The 18,512-nt window shown below is 48.8% G+C and carries 22 protein-coding genes; 12 read left to right on the top strand and 10 right to left on the bottom strand.

Annotated features, from left to right (window positions below; translation table 11 throughout):
* Positions 1-6: 6 nt before the first annotated feature.
* The 3 genes from ABD846_RS07070 to ybeY are packed head-to-tail and all read left to right on the top strand — an operon-like array spanning position 7 to position 2,170.
* A complete protein-coding gene (locus ABD846_RS07070; protein ID WP_344824448.1) occupies positions 7-1,467 on the top strand; it encodes an aldehyde dehydrogenase in 1,461 nt (486 codons plus the stop codon).
* Between the two features lie 22 nt (positions 1,468-1,489).
* Complete coding sequence (locus tag ABD846_RS07075) at positions 1,490-1,729, top strand: FeoA family protein (protein ID WP_344824451.1); 240 nt, start codon at positions 1,490-1,492, stop codon at positions 1,727-1,729.
* Positions 1,730-1,738: 9 nt separating this feature from the next.
* Positions 1,739-2,170 (top strand): rRNA maturation RNase YbeY, encoded by a 432-nt coding sequence (gene ybeY / locus ABD846_RS07080; RefSeq protein ID WP_344824454.1) that lies wholly within the window; start codon positions 1,739-1,741, stop codon positions 2,168-2,170.
* A 77-nt stretch (positions 2,171-2,247) separates the two neighbouring features.
* On the opposite strand, the gene ABD846_RS07085 is transcribed toward ybeY, so the two are convergent.
* Positions 2,248-2,883, bottom strand: a complete 636-nt coding sequence (locus ABD846_RS07085) for a peroxiredoxin (protein WP_344824457.1) — start codon at positions 2,881-2,883, stop codon at positions 2,248-2,250.
* A gap of 199 nt (positions 2,884-3,082) precedes the next feature.
* On the opposite strand from ABD846_RS07085, the gene cyoE reads away from it, so the two are divergent.
* The 5 genes from cyoE (at position 3,083) to ABD846_RS07110 (ending at position 6,564) form a co-directional block, all read left to right on the top strand.
* Positions 3,083-3,994, top strand: a complete 912-nt coding sequence (cyoE, locus tag ABD846_RS07090; protein WP_344824461.1) for a heme o synthase — start codon at positions 3,083-3,085, stop codon at positions 3,992-3,994.
* A gap of 17 nt (positions 3,995-4,011) precedes the next feature.
* Positions 4,012-4,575, top strand: coding sequence for a cytochrome c oxidase subunit 3 (locus tag ABD846_RS07095; RefSeq protein WP_344824464.1), 564 nt, complete (start codon positions 4,012-4,014; stop codon positions 4,573-4,575).
* An 87-nt stretch (positions 4,576-4,662) separates the two neighbouring features.
* Positions 4,663-5,400 carry a cytochrome c oxidase subunit 3 gene (locus tag ABD846_RS07100; RefSeq protein WP_344824466.1) on the top strand — a complete coding sequence of 246 codons (738 nt, stop codon included), beginning with the start codon at positions 4,663-4,665 and terminating at the stop codon, positions 5,398-5,400.
* A gap of 49 nt (positions 5,401-5,449) precedes the next feature.
* The gene (locus ABD846_RS07105; RefSeq protein ID WP_344824469.1) at positions 5,450-5,890 is read left to right on the top strand and encodes a cytochrome C oxidase subunit IV family protein; all 441 of its coding nucleotides are present in this window, start codon (positions 5,450-5,452) and stop codon (positions 5,888-5,890) included.
* On the top strand, positions 5,890-6,564 hold the full coding sequence (locus ABD846_RS07110) for an SCO family protein (RefSeq protein ID WP_344824472.1): 675 nt from the start codon (positions 5,890-5,892) through the stop codon (positions 6,562-6,564). The genes ABD846_RS07105 and ABD846_RS07110 overlap by 1 nt, the downstream gene beginning before the upstream one ends.
* Before the next feature lie 21 nt (positions 6,565-6,585).
* Here the strand turns inward: ABD846_RS07110 and ABD846_RS07115 are convergent, their stop codons facing one another.
* On the bottom strand, positions 6,586-6,888 hold the full coding sequence (locus tag ABD846_RS07115; protein WP_344824474.1) for an HU family DNA-binding protein: 303 nt from the start codon (positions 6,886-6,888) through the stop codon (positions 6,586-6,588).
* 139 nt (positions 6,889-7,027) lie between these two features.
* Complete coding sequence (locus ABD846_RS07120) at positions 7,028-8,338, bottom strand: dihydrolipoamide acetyltransferase family protein (RefSeq protein ID WP_344824476.1); 1,311 nt, start codon at positions 8,336-8,338, stop codon at positions 7,028-7,030.
* A 130-nt stretch (positions 8,339-8,468) separates the two neighbouring features.
* Between ABD846_RS07120 and ABD846_RS07125 the strand changes: the two genes are divergently transcribed.
* Together ABD846_RS07125 and ABD846_RS07130 are read left to right on the top strand one after the other, a co-directional pair.
* Entirely contained in the window at positions 8,469-9,242 is a 774-nt protein-coding gene (locus tag ABD846_RS07125; RefSeq protein WP_344824478.1) for a hypothetical protein, read from the top strand.
* 2 nt (positions 9,243-9,244) lie between these two features.
* Entirely contained in the window at positions 9,245-10,501 is a 1,257-nt protein-coding gene (locus ABD846_RS07130; protein ID WP_344824481.1) for a 3-deoxy-D-manno-octulosonic acid transferase, read from the top strand.
* Here ABD846_RS07130 and ABD846_RS07135 read toward each other — a convergent pair.
* From ABD846_RS07135 to ABD846_RS07155, 5 genes are read right to left on the bottom strand one after another with little or no spacing between them, the layout of a single operon-like run.
* Positions 10,465-11,316 (bottom strand): prolipoprotein diacylglyceryl transferase, encoded by an 852-nt coding sequence (locus ABD846_RS07135; RefSeq protein WP_344824484.1) that lies wholly within the window; start codon positions 11,314-11,316, stop codon positions 10,465-10,467. The genes ABD846_RS07130 and ABD846_RS07135 overlap by 37 nt on opposite strands.
* A gap of 41 nt (positions 11,317-11,357) precedes the next feature.
* Entirely contained in the window at positions 11,358-11,939 is a 582-nt protein-coding gene (gmk, locus tag ABD846_RS07140; RefSeq protein WP_344824486.1) for a guanylate kinase, read from the bottom strand.
* Positions 11,940-11,941: 2 nt separating this feature from the next.
* Entirely contained in the window at positions 11,942-13,786 is a 1,845-nt protein-coding gene (locus tag ABD846_RS07145; RefSeq protein ID WP_344824489.1) for a DNA polymerase III subunit gamma/tau, read from the bottom strand.
* A gap of 57 nt (positions 13,787-13,843) precedes the next feature.
* The gene (locus ABD846_RS07150; protein ID WP_344824492.1) at positions 13,844-14,512 is read right to left on the bottom strand and encodes an outer membrane beta-barrel protein; all 669 of its coding nucleotides are present in this window, start codon (positions 14,510-14,512) and stop codon (positions 13,844-13,846) included.
* 39 nt (positions 14,513-14,551) lie between these two features.
* Positions 14,552-15,232 carry an outer membrane beta-barrel protein gene (locus tag ABD846_RS07155; protein WP_344824495.1) on the bottom strand — a complete coding sequence of 227 codons (681 nt, stop codon included), beginning with the start codon at positions 15,230-15,232 and terminating at the stop codon, positions 14,552-14,554.
* 22 nt (positions 15,233-15,254) lie between these two features.
* On the opposite strand from ABD846_RS07155, the gene ABD846_RS07160 reads away from it, so the two are divergent.
* Positions 15,255-15,563: a hypothetical protein gene (locus ABD846_RS07160; RefSeq protein WP_344824498.1), complete on the top strand. Its 309-nt coding sequence runs from the start codon at positions 15,255-15,257 to the stop codon at positions 15,561-15,563.
* A 5-nt stretch (positions 15,564-15,568) separates the two neighbouring features.
* Positions 15,569-16,330, top strand: a complete 762-nt coding sequence (locus tag ABD846_RS07165) for an MBL fold metallo-hydrolase (RefSeq protein ID WP_344824501.1) — start codon at positions 15,569-15,571, stop codon at positions 16,328-16,330.
* Here ABD846_RS07165 and ABD846_RS07170 read toward each other — a convergent pair.
* Entirely contained in the window at positions 16,313-17,176 is an 864-nt protein-coding gene (locus tag ABD846_RS07170) for a methylated-DNA--[protein]-cysteine S-methyltransferase (RefSeq protein ID WP_344824503.1), read from the bottom strand. The two genes, ABD846_RS07165 and ABD846_RS07170, sit on opposite strands and share 18 nt — an antisense overlap.
* A gap of 65 nt (positions 17,177-17,241) precedes the next feature.
* Positions 17,242-18,447, bottom strand: a complete 1,206-nt coding sequence (pcaF, locus tag ABD846_RS07175; protein WP_344824506.1) for a 3-oxoadipyl-CoA thiolase — start codon at positions 18,445-18,447, stop codon at positions 17,242-17,244.
* Positions 18,448-18,512 lie beyond the last annotated feature (65 nt).

Here is an 18,512-nt window from a genome sequence, read left to right on the forward strand (position 1 = left end):
TTGTTGATGATGCAACTTGAAGTTCCCAAACACATACAGAATTATATTGGCGGCCAGTTTGTAGCGCCGGAGAATGGTCAGTACCTGGACAATATTAATCCGGCTACCGGCGAGGTGTATGCATACATTCCGGACAGTAATGCCGGTGACGTGGATGCAGCTGTCCGGGCCGCCAGTCAGGCTCTCCCGGCCTGGAGCAATGCTTCGAATGAATACCGTTTCCGCATATTGAACCGTATTGCCGAGCTCATTGAAGAGCATATTGAGGTGCTCGCGCTGGCGGAAACGAATGATAATGGTAAGCCGCTTTCGTTGAGTACGCGCGTTGATATTCCGCGGGCCTCTGAAAACTTCCGTTTTTTCGCAACGGCGATCATGCATTTTGCCAGTGAGAGCCACAGCATGGAGAACCGTGCAATCAACTACACCTTACGTAAGCCTGTGGGCGTGGTAGGATGTATTTCTCCGTGGAACCTGCCTTTATACCTGTTTTCCTGGAAAATCGCTCCTGCACTTGCTGCAGGCAACTGTGTTGTAGCCAAGCCGAGTGAGGTGACGCCTATGACAGCCTACCTGCTGAGCCGCATCTGTAAGGAAGCCGGTATGCCGGATGGCGTGCTGAATATTGTTCACGGAACAGGTCCTTCCTGTGGCAGTGAAATTGTAAAGCACCCCGGTATCAAAGCTGTTTCTTTCACCGGAAGTACAAGGGCGGGTAAAGACATTGCTGCGGTGGCGGCTCCTATGTTCAAGAAAATATCACTGGAACTTGGCGGTAAAAATCCGAATATCATTTTTGCCGATTGCGATTGGGAAAAGATGATGCGCACCACCTTACAGTCTTCTTTCGCCAACCAGGGGCAGATCTGTCTCTGCGGCAGCAGGATACTGATTGAGGAGTCCGTCTACGAGCGTTTTAAAGCAGAATTCCTGGAGCGGGTAAAAGGGCTCACTGTAGGAGATCCGCTGGATAAGGAAAGCAAACAGGGTGCAGTGGTAAGCCAATTGCATTTTGATAAAGTGATGTCGTGCATCGAACTTGCAAAGCAGGAAGGAGGTCGTATACTGGCAGGTGGCAATGCCGTCCATCCGGAAGGCCGTTGTGCAAATGGACTGTTCATTGAACCCACGGTCATTGAAGGGCTGGGAGCGGAATGCCGTACCAATATGGAGGAAATATTCGGTCCGGTGGTGACCCTGCAATCGTTTAAAACGGAAGAAGAGGCCCTGCAGCTTGCAAACGCAAGCGATTACGGCTTGGCTGCAACTATATGGACGCGTGACGTATCACGTGCAAACCGGGTTGCAGCGCAGGTAAACAGCGGCATCATATGGGTCAACTGCTGGCTGCTGCGCGACTTGCGTACGCCGTTCGGCGGGTTTAAAAACTCAGGTGTAGGCCGCGAGGGCGGCTGGGAAGCGTTGCGCTTTTTCACCGAGCCTAAAAATGTTGCAATAGAGTTTTAGCGTATTTAAAGCATACACACTCGTGTCAGAGAAAAGAGTCAGGTTGTCGGCTTTACCGAAAGGAAGTAAAGCTATGATCCAGGAACATGAAGAATCGGCTTTCCGCCTTACGCTTATGGAAATGGGCTGTTTACCGGGAGAGCCGGTTTGGGTCGAAATGATAGCCCCGCTGGGTGATCCCCTTGCTTTGCGTATTGCCGGATATCATCTCAGTATCCGCAAAGAAGATGCGGAGAAAATATGGGTTTTGGTAAGCGAATAAGCAAATTATATGAGCGCACACTTTTACGAACAGGAAATACAATCCGGGCTGAAAAATAAACGCCGGCTGGCCGGTTGGCTGAACGGACGCGTACAGCATTATCTCGAAGGTATCCGGAAGGTACGCTTGTCGTACATCTTCTGCTCCGACGAGGCATTACTGAAGATAAACAGGGAATACCTCGACCATGACACTTACACCGACATTATTACATTCGATATGAGCGAAAGCGAAAGCGAGGTTGTCGGCGAAATATATATCAGCGTGGAGCGTGTGGCAGAGAATGCACAACGCTTTTCCGTATCTTACGAAAATGAACTTCACCGGGTCATTTTTCACGGGATGCTGCACCTGTGTGGGTTTGGTGATAAAAAACCGGCGGAAAAAGCTGAAATGCGCACTGCAGAAGACGAATGTCTGGAAGCGTATTTCGCGGCATAACAGGGGTCTGCTGCATTATAAAAAAGAAACCCGCAGTCCACGACTGCGGGTTTCTTACTATATCGTCAGTTCAACACTTAGTTGGTATGCGCACCCAGGTAAGCGGCGATATCTTCAGCAGTTGTTTTCAGACCTTCTTTTGTTTTATCCCAGTTTGCAGGACAAACTTCTCCGTTCTCTTCGTGGAAGTTCAGCGCATCTACCATGCGTAAAGCTTCGTCCACACTGCGTCCGAGCGGCAGATCATTGATCACCTGGTGACGGATCACGCCTTGCTTGTCGATCAGGAACAGACCACGGAATGCCACAGGATTGCCTTCGAAGGAGATATTATCCCCATCGGCAGTGTACTTTCCGGCTAATACTCCGTAATTGATTGAAATCAGCTTTGAATAATCGGCAACGATGGGGTAGGTAACACCTTTGATTCCACCTTTGTTGCGCTCAGTATTCAACCATGCCCAATGGGAAAATTTAGAATCGGTGGAACACGCAACTACGGCAGTATCGCGGGATTCAAATTCCGCCAGCTTATCCTGGAAAGCTACCAGTTCTGTAGGACAAACAAACGTGAAATCGAGGGGGTAAAAGAAGAATACCACGTTTTTCTTCCCGATAAATTGTTCCAGCGAAAAGCCTTCTACAAATTCAGAACCGTTCACTACGGCCTCTTCCGAAAAAATCGGAGCTTTTTTTCCAACTAAAGTGTGCATGTATTAATGATTTGCCCGCAAAATTAAATCCTTTTCTCAGGAGCTCCCATAGTTTTTTCTTTGGTCGGGATTTTTTTTGCTGATTCAACAGTTGTGGTTTGAGCCGGGCGCGCTGCAACATATGTCGATTAAAAAAAGACCTCCATCATTCCGAATATCACGTTAATTTTGCAGACTATTTTAACAAATCACGATTACCTTGCAACAAGAGACTCTGAATGCGAAAAGCCCGTCGTCTGCGGTTCCTTCCAAGGTTCGCGACTATGCGCAATTGCTGAAGCCCAATCTCTCGATGATGGTGGTTTTTTCGAGTGTTATCGGATACCTGATGGCGCCGGAAGTTTCTTTTGAGCTGATGCCCGTGCTGGTGCTGTACCTGGGCGGGTTGCTTGTTACAGGCGGGGCGAATACCCTCAACCAGATACTGGAGCACGAAGGTGATAAACTGATGCGGCGTACGATGCTGCGCCCGATTCCCGACGGACGTATGAGCCGTACGGAAGCGTGGATCATCGCTGCCATTGCCGGTTTTGGCGGCGCCTCCTTGCTGGGTTTTTATTTCAACCTGCTTACCGGCATCCTGAGTTTTATTTCCTTATTGTTATACGCATTTGCCTATACCCCCATGAAACGCGTGCATCCTATTGCCGTGCTGATCGGTGCGATACCGGGTGCGCTGCCTCCTCTTTTGGGATGGGTTGCTGCAACGGGTCAGGTCTGGGGGCCCGCAGCGATGGGCGGCTGGTTGCTGTTCCTGTTCCAGTTTTTCTGGCAGTTCCCGCATTACTGGGCTATCGGCTGGGTAGGGTACGACGAATACCTGAAAGCCGGCATCAGTATGCTGCCTTCACAGGAACGGAGTTCCCGCTTTACCGGTTTGCAATGCATGTTCTACAGTATAGTGCTGATTCCGCTGGCCTTATTTCCGCGACTGATGCATATGTGCTCGAACTGGGGTATGTGGATCGCGATGGCCGGAGGAGTGCTGTACTTTGCGGCATCTGTCAACTTCTACCGCAAAAATGATTTTAAGTCTGCCAAACAGGTGATGTACGCATCGTTTGTCTACCTGCCGTTGGTATTGCTTGCGTTATATTTTACCAAACTTTAAATATCCTGACTGAAGAAATGAGCACCGCAACGAGGAAGAGAATTCATCCGCAAATGTTTGCGCTGTATGTGGCTATGGCGAGTATTGCAATGATGTTTGCCGGCCTTACAAGCGCGTATATTGTCCGCCGCGGACAACCCAACTGGCGTTCGTACGAACTGCCGCATATCTTTTGGTTTTCAACGGTTGTGATCGTGTTGAGCAGCGTAACGGTTCACCTGGCTTTGCGCGCGTTAAAGGCACGGCGCATCCCGGTATTCCGCGCGTTTGTTGTACTGAGCCTTGTTCTGGGTCTGTGCTTCGGACTGCTGCAGTATATCGGTTTCAGCGAATTGTACCATGCTCCGAAGCCGGTACGGCTCGACGGGAATCCGAGTGAATCATTCCTGTTTATTATATGGGGATTGCACCTGGCGCATATCGCAGGCGGTATCGTCGCATTGCTGGTGGTATGGCTGCGGTCTTTCCGTAAAAATGTCAAAGAGTACAGTGCGACGGGAATGTCGATTGCTGCCAATTACTGGCACTTTGTAGACCTGCTCTGGCTCTATCTTTTTATCTTTTTTTTGGTAAACCAATAACAAAAAAAGACATTTGGATGACTGAAAAAAGCGTTTTATTTTTGCGCGCAAACCTAGCCAATTAAATTCTTATTTTCTTAACAAATTATGTCGCATTCAACTACAGCAGCAACTCCTAAAGCGTTCGGTGGCGGACGTTCCCCGTTCAATGTGAGTTACGGAAAAATCATGATGTGGGTATTCCTGTTGTCAGATGCCTTCACATTCAGTGCATTTCTGATCTCTTACGGTACCACGCGTTTCGCTTCTGCCATCTGGCCGGATCCTAACCACGTATTTCATTCGTTTCCGTTCATGGGTGAGGCAAACCTGCCGCTGATGTTCGTGAGTCTGATGACGTTTATCCTGATCTTGTCTTCCGTTACGATGGTACTTGCGGTACATGCAGGTCATTGCAACGATCGTCAGGGTGTGGTAAAATGGTTGCTGTGGACCATCATCGGTGGTATTGCGTTCCTGAGCTGTCAGGCATGGGAGTGGACCCACTTGAATCACCAGGGTGCCTGGTGGGGTTCTTTCCAGGATCTGACCGCTTCTAAAGATGTGTATCATCACTTCTTCAAACCGGCTGTGCTCGAGTCCGCTACTGCAGCTCAGTTATCACAGTCTACCAACAACTTCTTCAACTTCTTCTTTACCATTACCGGTTTCCATGGTGCGCACGTTACTTCAGGGGTTATCTTCAATATCCTGATCCTGATCAACACCGTAAACGGTACTTATGCCAAAAGAGGCCATTATGAAATGGTGGAGAAAGTAGGTCTGTACTGGCACTTTGTGGATCTGGTCTGGGTATTCGTATTTACCTGTTTCTACCTCCTCTAATCGTCGATCCGAAAATAAATTTCACAACTAACCATAAAATATTCAATCCATGTCTCACGGAGCTCATAACGATAATAACATCCAGCATCTGTACGAGGGCGATCAGTCCAAATTGTATTCCGGAGTGCTTGCCCATCATCACGATGTAAAATCGGATGAAAGTAAAGCGCAGGTAAAGAAAATCTGGAAAATAACATTTATCCTGTCTGTTATCACGGTAGTAGAGGTACTCGGTGGTTTGTACCTCTCGGCGCACCTTTCAAAAGTGATCATCAATTCAATATTCCTGATCCTCACCGTGCTGAAATCTGCTTATATCGTAAGCGTGTTCATGCACCTTGGCGATGAAGTAAAATGGTTCCGCAATATCGTACTGATGCCGCTGGTGCTGTTTATCTGGTTCATCATCGCATTCCTGTACGACGGTGGTCACTGGAAAACAATGAATAATGAAAACCCTGCACGTTTCGATTATCATCACGCTAAGTAATGAACAAGAACAATAATAAGAAGTTTTTTCTGGGATTAACGGTGGCAGTTTTGCTGCCGTTCTCTTTTTATATCATTGCCAAAATGCTCGGCAAGGATAAGCTGGCCATGCCCCGTTATTACAATGCAGAGTCGGTAAACGGCCCCTCGGATACCGTTTACCACAGGGTGGCGGATGTCGGCTTTATCAATCAGTTTGGCGACCATATAAGGCTGAACAGCGACCTGCGCGATAAGATACTGGTGATCGAGGTGTTTTTTGCCCAATGCGGCAGTGTATGCCCCAAACTCACGGGCAATATGGCGATCCTGCAGAAGGCGTTCAAACGCAACGATTCCACGGTGCAGCTGATATCTGTGAGCATCGATCCTGAAAGGGATTCTGCAGGCGCTTTAAGGGCTTATGCAGAGCGTTTTAAGGCGAATTCAGATCATTGGTGGTTCCTTACGGGAAATGCGGATACGATCTATAATTTCCTGAACAATGAATTAAAATTAATGGTCAAACAGCCAGCCGGAGCTGAACAGTTTGACCATACATCCACTTTTGTATTAGTGGATAAAGAACGATTTGTACGCGGATACTATAACGGCCTGGATACTTTGTCTCTTAAGCAGTGCGCAGACGATATAGGGTTGTTATCGATGCAGAAAAATCTGAAAGTAAAGAAATAAGGGTGCCGGTTAACTTAATAATTAAGTAGTCGGACCTTCTTTTACTTTCACAGATTTCAATGCAATCATAAATTCTTTTGCCGGTTTGAACGTCGGAATATAATGCTCAGGGATGTGCACTACTTCGTTTTTCTTGATGTTTCTACCTTTTTTGGCAGCACGCTTTTTAGTGGTGAAACTGCCGAAGCCCCGGATACTAACGGTTTCGCCTTCAAAAACAGTTTGTTTCACCTCTTTGAAAAAGGTTTCAAGCGTAACAAGAATGTCAACTTTCGGGATGCCGGTTTTGTCTGCAATGTTTGTTATAATGTCGGCTTTTCTCATGATATTTAATTTTTTATGTATAGACGATTAACAATACCGCGACAAGATAATTAAAAAAAGTAAAAAGCAACAGGCAGTAGAAACTTTTTTTTAAATATTAATTAAAATACTTAGAAAATCCGAGTAATATATCTTCCTGTTAAATACTGCGGTTAGGATCAAATGCTTCGAGTTCATTTGCAACAGCAGTAAGGAAGCTGGCTCCCAATGAACCGTCAACAATGCGGTGATCGTAGCTCAGAGACAGGTACATCATGTGACGGATAGCGATCACATCTCCTTCAGCAGTTTCAATTACCATCGGGCGTTTCTTAATGCTGCCCACCGCCATAATAGCCACCTGCGGCTGATTGATGATCGGTGTTCCCATCAGGCTTCCGAATGTGCCTACGTTCGTAAGCGTGAATGTTCCGCCCTGGGTATCATCGGCTTTCAGCTTGTTGTTGCGTGCAGCTTTTGCCAGTGCATTCACATCTTTCGTAAGACCGATCAGGTTTTTAGAATCTGCGTTTTTAATCACAGGAACGATCAGGTTGCCGCTCGGCAGGGCTGCCGCCATACCGATATTGATATCTTTTTTCACGATAATGCGGTCGCCGTCTACGCTGCTGTTGATCATCGGGTATTTACTGATGCATTTAACGATAGCTTCGATAAAGATCGGTGTGAACGTGATTTTTTCTCCGTATTGCTTTTCAAATGCGTTTTTATTTTTCTCTCTCCAGCGAACCAGGTTGGTTACATCCGCTTCCGTGAAGCTCGTTACATGCGGAGAAGTAGCTTTTGAACGGACCATGTGATCTGCAATGAGCTTGCGCATACGGTCCATTTCAATGATCTCCACATTGCCGCTGATCGGTGCAGGCGCTGCTTTAGGGGCTTCCGTTGCCGGAGCGCTTGCAGCAGGTGCCGGCTGAGCTGCGGGGGCAGCCTGTGGCGCAGCATTACCACGGTTGGCTACGTAGTTGAGAATATCTTTTTTGGTTACACGGCCTTCGTTGCCTGTACCGGGTATACGTTCCATTTCTGCCATGGAGATACCTTCCTGTGCCGCGATGTTCAACACAAGCGGTGAATAAAATTTGTTGGCTCCGGCAACGCCGTTAGCAGCCGGTGCTGCGTGGGCAGCAGGGGCGCCGGCAACGGGTGCGGCAGCTACAGGTGCTGCCTGTGGAGCCGGAGCTGCCGGTGTGGCAACAGCTGCGCCCGCTTCGGTGCTGATGCGTGCAATAACGGTTCCTACCGCTACCACATCATTTTCCTTGAACAATATCTCTGTAATGGTACCTGCTCCGGTAGAGGGTACCTCACTATCTACTTTATCAGTTGCAATCTCGAGAACAGTCTCATCCATTTTCACGGAATCTCCTGATTTCTTATGCCATTTCAAAATGGTTGCTTCGGTAATACTTTCTCCCATTTTGGGCATTACTAAGTCTACAATTGCCATAAGTTGTATTTGCGTTCTTGTGGTTTATCGAAAATTGGAGCAAAGGTAATCATTTCGTCCCAAAGTCCTACAGTTCATGCATCAACTAATAAAATAAGTGCCGTATCTTGCAGGGTCTTTAAGTTTCACGATGAGAGAGTTATTACGTTCGGTTCAGATTGTTGCTTTGTGTTTATGCAGCTTTGCTGTCCACGCACAGAAAGGTTTGTTCGAAAATGAAAATCTTCCCGCACGAAAAGGTTTTCTGGTTGGCGTTAACGGCAGTTTTGATATGCCTGGTGCAGATATGGCCAAGCGCTTCGGGCCGGGGTACCGCGTAGGGTTATCGTGTCACTATAAAACGAAAAGCAATTGGGTGTTCGGTATGAAGCTCGATTTCCTGAATGGGTCCTCTATACGTGAAGACTCTCTTTTTTCGGGTGTGATCGGTCCCGACAGTACATTTATCAATCAGGACGGACAACGGCTGTATGTGCAGAAATTCAAACGTGGTTTTATGTTGGGTGCCGAAGCCGGTTATATTTTCCGGCTCACTCCCAAATTGCAGGATGCGGGTATTCTTGTGATGACCGGCGCAGGCTTTATGCAGCACCGCATACTGATCAAAGACAAAAGTGAATCGATCGTGGCTTTACAGGGGGATTACCGCAAAGGGTACGACCGGCTCACGAACGGAATTTATGTGGAGCAGTATGTCGGTTATGTGTTCCTGTCCAATACGGGTCTCGTGAACTTCCACCTCGGACTCGATGTGGTTGCAGGGTTCACACAGGGCAGACGCGATTTCCTGTACGATGTGCGCCGTCCGGGAACGGATAAGCGAGTGGACATAATGTTTGGTGTGCGCGGTGGCTGGATTTTACCGATCTTTAAACGAAAATCCGAAGATTACTACTTCGAATAGTCATGTTGTACTGCTACCGTTTCCTGATCACAATGTATGAATGGATGCTGCGCTGTGCGGCACCTTTCAAACCCAAAGCAAAGCTCTTCCTGGAAGGCCGCAAGGGTTTGCTGTTGCGCATCAAAGCGGTGATGGCCGGAGAAAGCCGACCGCGTATATGGGTGCATTGTGCTTCGCTCGGAGAATTTGAGCAAGGGCGCAATCTCATCGAATTACTGCGCAGTGAATATCCCGGCTATGCGCTGGTCCTCACTTTTTTTTCGCCTTCCGGCTACCAGGTGCGCAAAAAATATAAGGGAGCCGACTATGTTTTCTACCTGCCACTCGATAAGCGCGAACATGCCGAACAATTTGTGCTGGACGTGCAGCCTTCACTTGCGGTATTCGTGAAATACGATCTCTGGTATTATTATCTTTCCACGCTTCAACGCAGGCAGATACCCGCCATTCTCATCAGCGCGATATTCCGCGAGCACCAGAACTTCTTTAAGTTTTACGGAGGACTGCGCCGCGATATGCTTCGGATGTTCACGCATATTTTTGTGCAGGACGAATTATCACAGCAGTTGCTTCAGGGCATCGGTATCAATCAGGTGACCGTAGCCGGGGATACACGCTTCGACCGCGTGCTGTTTGTAAAACATAAAATGAGTTCATTGCCGGAGGTGGAACGTCTTTGTCAGAACCATAAACTGCTGATAGCCGGCAGTACCTGGGCACCGGACGAAGCGTTGCTTGCTGAAGTGCTGCCCGTGCTCCCGGACAATTGGAAACTGGTGATCGTACCGCATGAGGTAGACCAGCAGCGTATAGAGAAAGTGGCCAAAACCTTTAACGGCAAGATCAAGCGCTGGTCGGAATGGGAAGATGGTGCCGCTTTCACAGAAAGGGTATTGGTCGTGGATACGATTGGTATTCTGCTGAAATTATATCGTTATGCGTCCATAGCCTGGATCGGCGGCGGATTAAGCGCTACCGGCGTGCACAACGTGCTGGAGCCTGCCGTATATGGTATTCCCTGTGCATTTGGTCCCCAATACACCGACTATCTGGAGGCCCAGGAGCTGATACAGTCTGGCGGAGCTACCGCCTGTTCCAATAAAAAGGAGCTGATGCTGTTTCTCAGTTCTATGCTGGAAAATCCTGCACAATACCAGTTTAAGGCGTCTGCAGCCGGTAACTACGTGGCATCCAGAGCCGGCGCCACACGCAGGATACTGGATTACCTTGCCGAGAAAAACTGGCTTAAGACATTATAGAAAATCTGCTCGCTGAACCCATCTTCTTTCCAGCGGTAAAGTGTTGTTACTCCGGAATTGTTCAGGAAACTGATGCCGTCCTGAAAGCTGCCGCAGCGGTTCAGTTCATTCAGGATCTCTTCGTATGCTTCGGAATTGTTGCCAAATAATTCGGAGATAAAGTTATACTTGTCGTTGATGCCGATGTAAGAGCGGATATCGCGGTTCCACAGTTTGAAATCGCCGAGTCTTCCGGAGAGGAGTGGTCGTTCCGCCTGGAGTTCGGGTTCCAGCTCAAAAGTGTCGGGTTCCCGGAAGGGTTGTTCATTGCTCGTAAAGGTTAATTCATCCTGCGTCAGAGCATCGTCGTTTTCTGATTTTGCCGTAGTATTTTCCACGGCAACAGAAGCCGTTTGTTCCGCAGGTACCGGCGGTATTTCCTGTTCGGGAATTACGGTTTCAGGTACAGGAATCTGTTCGTCAGAAATTTCATCCGGGTTTCCCGTTTGCTGTGCCTGCGGTTCTGCTTGCTCTTCCGGAGATTCTGTTGCTGCTTCCGGTTCATCAGGAGCCTCATCCGGTATAGCATCCTGCCCTTGATGCTCGTCAGCTTCAGGTTCCTGTTGGGAGTGTTCCTCCGGAGCGACATTGCCCGCAGGAGCATCCTTTACGAACGCCGCATCTGCTGTTTGTTCAGCAGTTGTCTCTAATGCTGCAAACTGTTCGTACAGTTCCCGGGTATACTGGAGCAGCAAATCTTTCTCCAGTAGTGAAACCGTTGCATGCTGAGTCAGCGCATTGATTTTTTGGAGCAGTTCGTGGATGCGTTCGTTCATACGGCTTGAAATTATGGACGTAAAAATAAGCGATCGGCGTGCTAATTTTCTTGTAAAAAATCGCGCACGATACCGATCAGTTTTGCAGCTGCTTCTTCAAGATGGTCGTTTACTATGGTATGCTGGAAGTGCGAGGCATAATCAAGTTCCTCTTCTGCTTTGTTTACGCGCTCGGCAAGACTTTCTTCCGTTTCTGTTCCGCGGTTCTGCAGGCGTTCACGTAATGCGTCAATAGAGGGTGCCTGGATAAAAACGGTCAGCGCATTTTCCGGGAACTGCCGCATGACGTTTACGGCCCCTTTAACGTCTATATCAAGAATGGGTATTTTCCCGAGATCCCAGAGACGCTGCAATTCAGATTTGCGCGTTCCGTAATATTTACCCTGGTAGACCATTTCCCACTCAACGAAATCGTCGTTCGCTATTCCTTCCCGGAATGCCTCAAGGCTGATGAAATGATAATCTTTACCGTCTACTTCTCCTGCACGCGGTGGTCTGGTGCATGCGGATACAGAAAAGGCCAGTTGCGGAAAAGTCTGCATCAGCCGGTTGGTAAGTGTGGTTTTGCCCGAGCCGGAAGGAGCCGCGAGTATGATGAGTTTTTGCGAGGTATGGCTGCTCATGTCTAATATTCTATGCTTAAACGGAGTGTCTCTTTCAGGTATTGCAAGGTCGGATTTTTGGCGGCCATTTCATCAAATATGTCTGTTTTGGAAAGAGCCGTTTCTTTGGGTCCTTCGTCCGTTTCTTCATATGCATTCGTAATGCGGATTGTGAGCCCGGTCTCTTTTTTGATCAGGTCCTGTATCGTTCCTTTTTCCGCCTGTATATTGCTGTCTGCGATGCTGTTGGGCGAGATCAGATGCAAAGTGCCGGGTTCCGGCATTTCCATTTTCAATGTGTTGTAGCTGGTGTACAGGATCGTCTTTTTCTGTTCTATCAGTGTTTCCTTGTAATCAAACAATATACGCTCGATCAGTTCAAGCGTTACCGATTCCACCGGCATTACCTGTACCTGCTGTGCACCGCCGGTTTCTGTCTGCTGCAGCATATTGCGCGTAACCCTGCGGGCAGCAGCGCCTGTGGACTGCATCCCGGAAAACGGGGATGGCCTGAAAGAAGGTGCTGCCTGTCCCTGACCGGCGGAAGCCTGAGTTGTTGCCGTTCGTGGCGCTCCGGTAGTCGCCTGCGGCATAGCCGGTTCGGGCAAAGATACCGGCTGCACCTGCAGCTGTTCTTCGCGAGGAGGTGCCTGGGTCGGTAATGGATTTGCTATCGGGTTGGACGACAGTGCATCAGGTACTGTTGCCTGGCTTGCTTTTGCTACCGGAAATTCATTTTTTTTTTCATCCGCAACGGCGGTTACCTGCAGCTGCTGCTGAATATAGCAGAGCCTGATCAGGCATAATTCCGTATGCAGTTTTTTATTATTGGCGTTTTTGTAATGGATCTCGCTTTCATTCAGTACGTTGAGTGCAGACAGTATGAATGATGGGGGAGCCTGATTCGCTTTCTCGTGATAGACCGGTTTCTGATTGGCCGGTACGTCCAGCAGTTTGGCCATGCGTGCATCTTTACACAGCAGCAGGTTGCGCAGGTGCTCCGAGAGCCCCGAAAGCAGGATGTCGCCCTCAAAACCTCGGTCCATAGCGCTTTCGAGGGTAAGCAGGGTAGAGGCGATGTCGCCGGCAAGAATATTATCAGTGAGTGCGAAATAGAATTCGGCATCCAGTTGGTTCAGTAAGCTGAGTGTAGCCTGGTAGCCGAGATTGCCATTCGTGAAGCTGGTGATCGTATCGAGGATAGACAAGGCGTCCCGCATACACCCTTCGCTCTTTTGTGCGATGAGATGCAAAGCCGCTTCCTCCGCATGGATATGTTCTTTCTCCGCTATGCGTTGCAGATGACCGACTGTATCGTTGGTAGTGATGCGTTTAAAATCGAATATCTGGCAGCGGCTCAGAATGGTGGGCAGTATCTTATGCTTTTCCGTTGTTGCGAGAATGAAGATTGCATACGAAGGCGGTTCTTCAAGGGTTTTCAGAAACGCGTTAAAAGCCGCGGTACTCAGCATGTGTACCTCGTCTATGATATACACTTTGTATTTGCCGTGCGTCGGTGCGAAACGTACCTGGTCTGTCAGTTCGCGTATGTCTTCCACAGAGTTGTTGGATGCAGCATCCAGCTCAAACACGCTGAAGGAGCTGTTGCTCTCAAACGCTTTACAGCTGGAACATTGTCCGCATGCTTCCATGTCCGGGGTAGGTGTTTCGCAATTGACCGTTTTCGCCAGGATACGTGCACAGGTTGTTTTTCCCACTCCTCTGGGACCGCAGAACAGGAACGCATGTGCCAGGTGCTGCGTTTTTAAAGCATTCTTCAGGGTTGTGGTGATGTGTTCCTGCCCCACGACCGTATCAAAGGTCTGAGGGCGGTATTTTCTGGCGGAAACTATGTATTGATCTGACATGCTAAACGCAAATATAGGAATTCGGGGGGCGCCCGCCTGAAAAACGGGAAGCCGGGATTAATAAAATATATACATCAGCCGCAGGCTGAAAACATTGTTGTATTGCTGCGGATTGCCAAACTCAGGGTCTACTTTGCTGCGAATGGATAACAGTGAGTATTGGAAACGTATTCCGGCAAACAACCCTTTATATAAATGTCCTTCCCCGCTCAGGATAAAGTTCAGATCCATTTTGCGGAACGGGTAATCATCCGGATTGTACACAAGGCTTTTATTGGTGCCTTCGATCTCCTCCTTGCTGTTGATCAGCTGCGAATAGGAAAGTCCCACGCCCGCATGGTTCTTTTTATTGTCGAAAAAATTAAGCTGCACCGGTATCTCAGCGTAGTTCAGCAGAATATTCTGCTTGGTGATCAGGGTTTGTCCGTTGTTGGAAAGTTGCCCGCCATTGGATTTCGCACCTTTCTGAGAAAAAAGCAGTTCGATGCTTCCGGCAATTTTGGGCAGGAAATATACGTAGGCAACCACACCCGTGGTGAGACCGATACGATGATACCCCTTATAGCTGTCTCCGTCCACCTGCGTGAAATTTGCGCCGGCAACCAATCCGCCTACAAACGTTTTAGGTTCTTCAACGTAATAGTTGGACGGATTCTGCGCGAAAGCAGTCTTTTGGATCATCAGTGACGCTGCTGTGAGCAATAGCAGAAAAAATCTTGGTTTCATAAAGTTCGGATCGACGGTTGCTGAATGGAAATAGTAAGGTTAGAACAGATACATAACGCGCAGTACCCAAACGTTGTTGTATTGCTTTGCACGCGCAAACTCATAGTCTACTTTGGTACGGATGGGCAGCAGCGAATACTGAAACCGTAAGCCGGCATACAATCCTTTTACCAGGCACAGGTTACCGGTCGCCACGAAGCTTACATCATATTTTTTGAACGGGTAGTCGTCTCCGTTATAATTGGCGTTCGGACTGGTAACAATGGTTTCCGTACCGCTGATGAGCCGCGCATAAGCGAGTCCGGCTCCGACATAGTTCTTATGCACATCCGTAATGTTCAGCATCACAGGTACCTCTGCATAGTGAAGCGAGATGCGCTGGTCTATAATGTTATAAATATTGCTGGAAGACCCTTTGATAAAGTTGGATTTTGCGCCTTTCTGCGCATACAGCAATTCCATGCTCAGTGAAAACAGATTGTTCAGGCGCGTGTATAAGGTCACTCCCGCGTTGATACCCACTTTATAATAACCCGCATACTTGTCTCCGTCTACCTGGCCGAAATTTGCACCGGCTACTAGCCCTCCACGGAACAGCGGCGGTTCCTCAATATAATAACTGGACGGGTTCTGGGCACCGGCCCGGAAAGAAAAAATGCAACTCCACAAAACGATAATACACAAAATTGTGCCTGATTTTCTACCTTTACGTTTATTCATCGCAGAACAAGTAACCTCTCTAATGAGTCTCAAAATTACGCCAAACACGCTAAAAAAACTGGAGCAACTTTTTGAAGAAGCGCGCTATATCATACGCTTCGAAAAAGGGAATTTCAATTCCGGTTACTGCGTGCTCGAGCAAAAGAGGGTGGTGGTGATCAATAAATTTCTGAATATCGAAGGGCGCATTACTGCCCTGAGCGAAATATTACCGAGCATACAGGTAAATGAAGAAGAACTGAGCACCGAGATGCAAAAGCTGTATCGCCAGATATTGGGGAATGCATCTTCGGGAACAGTTGCCGTACAAGCTGAAATGGATTTTGAATAATGAGTATGCGTGTTACATTCCTGGGAACAGGTACCTCACAGGGTGTTCCCGTAATTGCCTGCCCCTGCCCGGTCTGTCATTCTGCTGACCCCCGCGACAAAAGGCTGCGTTGTTCTGTACTGATCGAAACCCCTGAAGCAACCATTGTTATCGACAGTGGTCCGGATTTCCGGTACCAGATGCTGCGTGCAGATGTGCGGAAGCTGGATGCGATCCTGTTTACACACGGACATAAAGACCATACTGCCGGACTCGACGATGTACGGGCTTACAATTATTTCATGCAACAACCGCTGGATGTGTATGCCACAGAGGAAACACAGGAAGTGTTACACCGCGAATTCCAGTATATTTTTAAAAATGCAGATTACCCCGGCGTCCCTCAGATCAACCTGCATACAATGCGCAATGAGGCCTTCGAGATCAACGGACTGCGTATACAACCGATACGTGTGCTGCATTATAAGATGGAAGTATTCGGATTCCGCATCGGCGACTTTACGTATATCACAGACGCAAACTTCATTGCACCCGAAGAAATGGATAAGGCCCGCGGTTCTCACACGCTAGTGCTGAATGCCTTGCGCCATGAAGCGCATATTTCTCATTTTACGCTGGAAGAGGCGATTGCCGTGGCGCGGGATATTGCCCCTTCAACCACCTATTTCACACATATCAGTCATCAGCTCGGACTTCATGAAGAGATCAGCGCACACTTGCCTGAAAATATGCGCTTGTCGTTTGACGGTTTACAACTCGTCTTCTGATCCTGCTCCTGATAGAGCCGTTTCCCAGGCCAGTATAGCCGCTTTGCGGTCCAGTCCCCAGCGATAGCCACCCAATACCCCGGATCCTCTGATCACACGATGACACGGGATCAGGAACGCAACAGGATTGGCACCTATGGCTGTTCCTGCAGCGCGGGAAGCCTGGGCGTCCCCTGTATATGCCGCAATGTGGCGGTAACTGCACAACTGACCCTGAGGGATTTTCAGCAGGGCCTCCCATACTTTCAGTTGAAATGGGGTCCCTTTCAGATGTAATTTCAGAGGAGTTCCCGGACTATCTGCGGGATGCTGCAATATATGTAATGCACGCGTATGCATCGGTTGCTGCTGATGGTTGAAACGGGCATCCGGAAATTTTGCATGCAATTCCGCCAGCGCTTTTTCGTTGTTATCTTCAAAAGCCAGGTGACAAACGCCTTTGCCGGTAGATGCTACCAGCACATTGCCGAAAAGTGATGTTCCGAAGCTGTAGTCTATCAGGAGATCCGCTCCTTTATTACGGTATTCCGCGGGTGTCATTGCTTCCAGCGAAACAAACAGGTCGTGCAGGCGCGAAGTACCCGACAGGCCGCTTTCCCAGGCCGCATTTTCCAACGACGATTGCTGGTCCAGCAAATTTTTTGCATGATTCAGCGACAGGTATCTCTGGAACTTTTTCGGGCTTACGCCGGTATATTCGCTGAAGACTTTCTGAAAATGAAACGGGCTGTAATGAGCGGCAGCGGCCACTGCTGCCAGATCTGGCTGCTGTTGCTGGTGTAACAACATAAAGCGTATCGCTTCAGCGATACGCTTGTAATGTTCTGTTGCGGAATGATCGTTCATACTTCGGCGCTTTCCTGCAAATTTGCGATTTGCACAGATCCCCGGCAATCCGTTTCTTGCGATTTTTAAGCTCGTTCTATAATTACCGCATATCCCTGACCCACACCGATACACATTGTTACCAAAGCATACCGTTTGTTTTGCTCCTGCAGTTCCAATGCCGCACTGTTCAGGATGCGCGCACCGCTCATGCCCAGCGGGTGACCAAGCGCAATAGCACCGCCATTCACATTGATGCGTGCGTCGTTGTCGGCAATGCCGAGCGAACGGGTAACGGCAAGGCTCTGCGCTGCAAATGCCTCGTTCAGTTCAATGATATCAATATCGTTCATGGTCAGTCCGGCCTTTTTCAACGCGATCTGTGTTGCCGGTACCGGTCCTATACCCATGATCCTTGGTTCTACTCCTGCAGCACCCATGCTTACGATGCGTGCGCGGGGTGTAAGGTTATGTGCTTTGATCGCATGCTCCGAAGCGAGCAGCAATGCCGCGGCTCCGTCGTTGAGCCCGGATGCGTTGCCCGCAGTTACCGAACCCTCTTTTTTAAATGCGGGCCTCAGTCCGGCCAGTCCCTCCAGCGTAGTTGCCGGTTTGGCAAATTCGTCTGTTGAGAATGCTTTGGGCTCACCCTTGCGCTGCGGGATCATTACTGTCATTATTTCTTTCGCAAGACGTCCGGAACTCTGTGCAAAAGCTGCTTTCTGCTGCGACCACAGTGCAAATTTATCCTGGTCTTCACGGCTCACGCTATCGCGATCGGCAAGGTTTTCGGCGGTGTCTCCCATCGCGTCCACACCATATAGTTCTTTCATACGCGGATTAACGAAACGCCATCCGAATGTGGAATCGAACAATTGCGCATCGCTTCCGAAAGGAGTACTTGTTTTAGACATTACCCAGGGACCGCGCGTCATATTCTCAACGCCTCCGGTGATCATCAAATCCGCGTCGCCGGTCTGTATCGCACGCGCGCCGGCCATGGAAGCCGAAAGACCGGAAGCACAAAGTCTGTTTACAGTCTCTCCCGGAACGGTGTAGGGAAGCCCTGCCAGCAACGAAGCCATGCGTGCCACATTGCGGTTATCTTCTCCCGCCTGATTGGCGCAACCGAGGATCACATCGCCGATCAGCGCCGGGTCTACATGACTGTTGCGGTTCATCAGCTCGCGCAATACCATTGCTGCAAGATCATCTGTGCGGACAGTGGCCAGGGAACCTTTTAGACTGCCGATCGGTGTGCGGATACCGTCAATTATATATGCCTGATTCATGAGTTATTGATTTCTTTTTGGGTGCCCAAAAGTAGGTTTTAATTGGCAATTACCATTTTACACAC

Origin of the sequence: Rurimicrobium arvi (genome assembly GCF_039540495.1) — a bacterium.
GTDB lineage: Bacteria > Bacteroidota > Bacteroidia > Chitinophagales > Chitinophagaceae > Rurimicrobium > Rurimicrobium arvi.

Bases quoted from the DNA above. Each gene is read 5' to 3' on its own strand.
- ABD846_RS07070 (WP_344824448.1), top strand. From the start codon at position 7: ATGATGCAACTTGAAGTTCCCAAACACATACAGAATTATATTGGCGGC.
- ybeY (WP_344824454.1), top strand. From the start codon at position 1,739: ATGAGCGCACACTTTTACGAACAGGAAATACAATCCGGGCTGAAAAAT.
- ABD846_RS07085 (WP_344824457.1), bottom strand. From the start codon at position 2,883: ATGCACACTTTAGTTGGAAAAAAAGCTCCGATTTTTTCGGAAGAGGCC.
- ABD846_RS07095 (WP_344824464.1), top strand. From the start codon at position 4,012: ATGAGCACCGCAACGAGGAAGAGAATTCATCCGCAAATGTTTGCGCTG.
- ABD846_RS07100 (WP_344824466.1), top strand. From the start codon at position 4,663: ATGTCGCATTCAACTACAGCAGCAACTCCTAAAGCGTTCGGTGGCGGA.
- ABD846_RS07105 (WP_344824469.1), top strand. From the start codon at position 5,450: ATGTCTCACGGAGCTCATAACGATAATAACATCCAGCATCTGTACGAG.
- ABD846_RS07110 (WP_344824472.1), top strand. From the start codon at position 5,890: ATGAACAAGAACAATAATAAGAAGTTTTTTCTGGGATTAACGGTGGCA.
- ABD846_RS07115 (WP_344824474.1), bottom strand. From the start codon at position 6,888: ATGAGAAAAGCCGACATTATAACAAACATTGCAGACAAAACCGGCATC.
- ABD846_RS07120 (WP_344824476.1), bottom strand. From the start codon at position 8,338: ATGGCAATTGTAGACTTAGTAATGCCCAAAATGGGAGAAAGTATTACC.
- ABD846_RS07125 (WP_344824478.1), top strand. From the start codon at position 8,469: ATGAGAGAGTTATTACGTTCGGTTCAGATTGTTGCTTTGTGTTTATGC.
- ABD846_RS07130 (WP_344824481.1), top strand. From the start codon at position 9,245: ATGTTGTACTGCTACCGTTTCCTGATCACAATGTATGAATGGATGCTG.
- ABD846_RS07135 (WP_344824484.1), bottom strand. From the start codon at position 11,316: ATGAACGAACGCATCCACGAACTGCTCCAAAAAATCAATGCGCTGACT.
- gmk (WP_344824486.1), bottom strand. From the start codon at position 11,939: ATGAGCAGCCATACCTCGCAAAAACTCATCATACTCGCGGCTCCTTCC.
- ABD846_RS07145 (WP_344824489.1), bottom strand. From the start codon at position 13,786: ATGTCAGATCAATACATAGTTTCCGCCAGAAAATACCGCCCTCAGACC.
- ABD846_RS07150 (WP_344824492.1), bottom strand. From the start codon at position 14,512: ATGAAACCAAGATTTTTTCTGCTATTGCTCACAGCAGCGTCACTGATG.
- ABD846_RS07155 (WP_344824495.1), bottom strand. From the start codon at position 15,232: ATGAATAAACGTAAAGGTAGAAAATCAGGCACAATTTTGTGTATTATC.
- ABD846_RS07160 (WP_344824498.1), top strand. From the start codon at position 15,255: ATGAGTCTCAAAATTACGCCAAACACGCTAAAAAAACTGGAGCAACTT.
- ABD846_RS07165 (WP_344824501.1), top strand. From the start codon at position 15,569: ATGCGTGTTACATTCCTGGGAACAGGTACCTCACAGGGTGTTCCCGTA.
- ABD846_RS07170 (WP_344824503.1), bottom strand. From the start codon at position 17,176: ATGAACGATCATTCCGCAACAGAACATTACAAGCGTATCGCTGAAGCG.
- pcaF (WP_344824506.1), bottom strand. From the start codon at position 18,447: ATGAATCAGGCATATATAATTGACGGTATCCGCACACCGATCGGCAGT.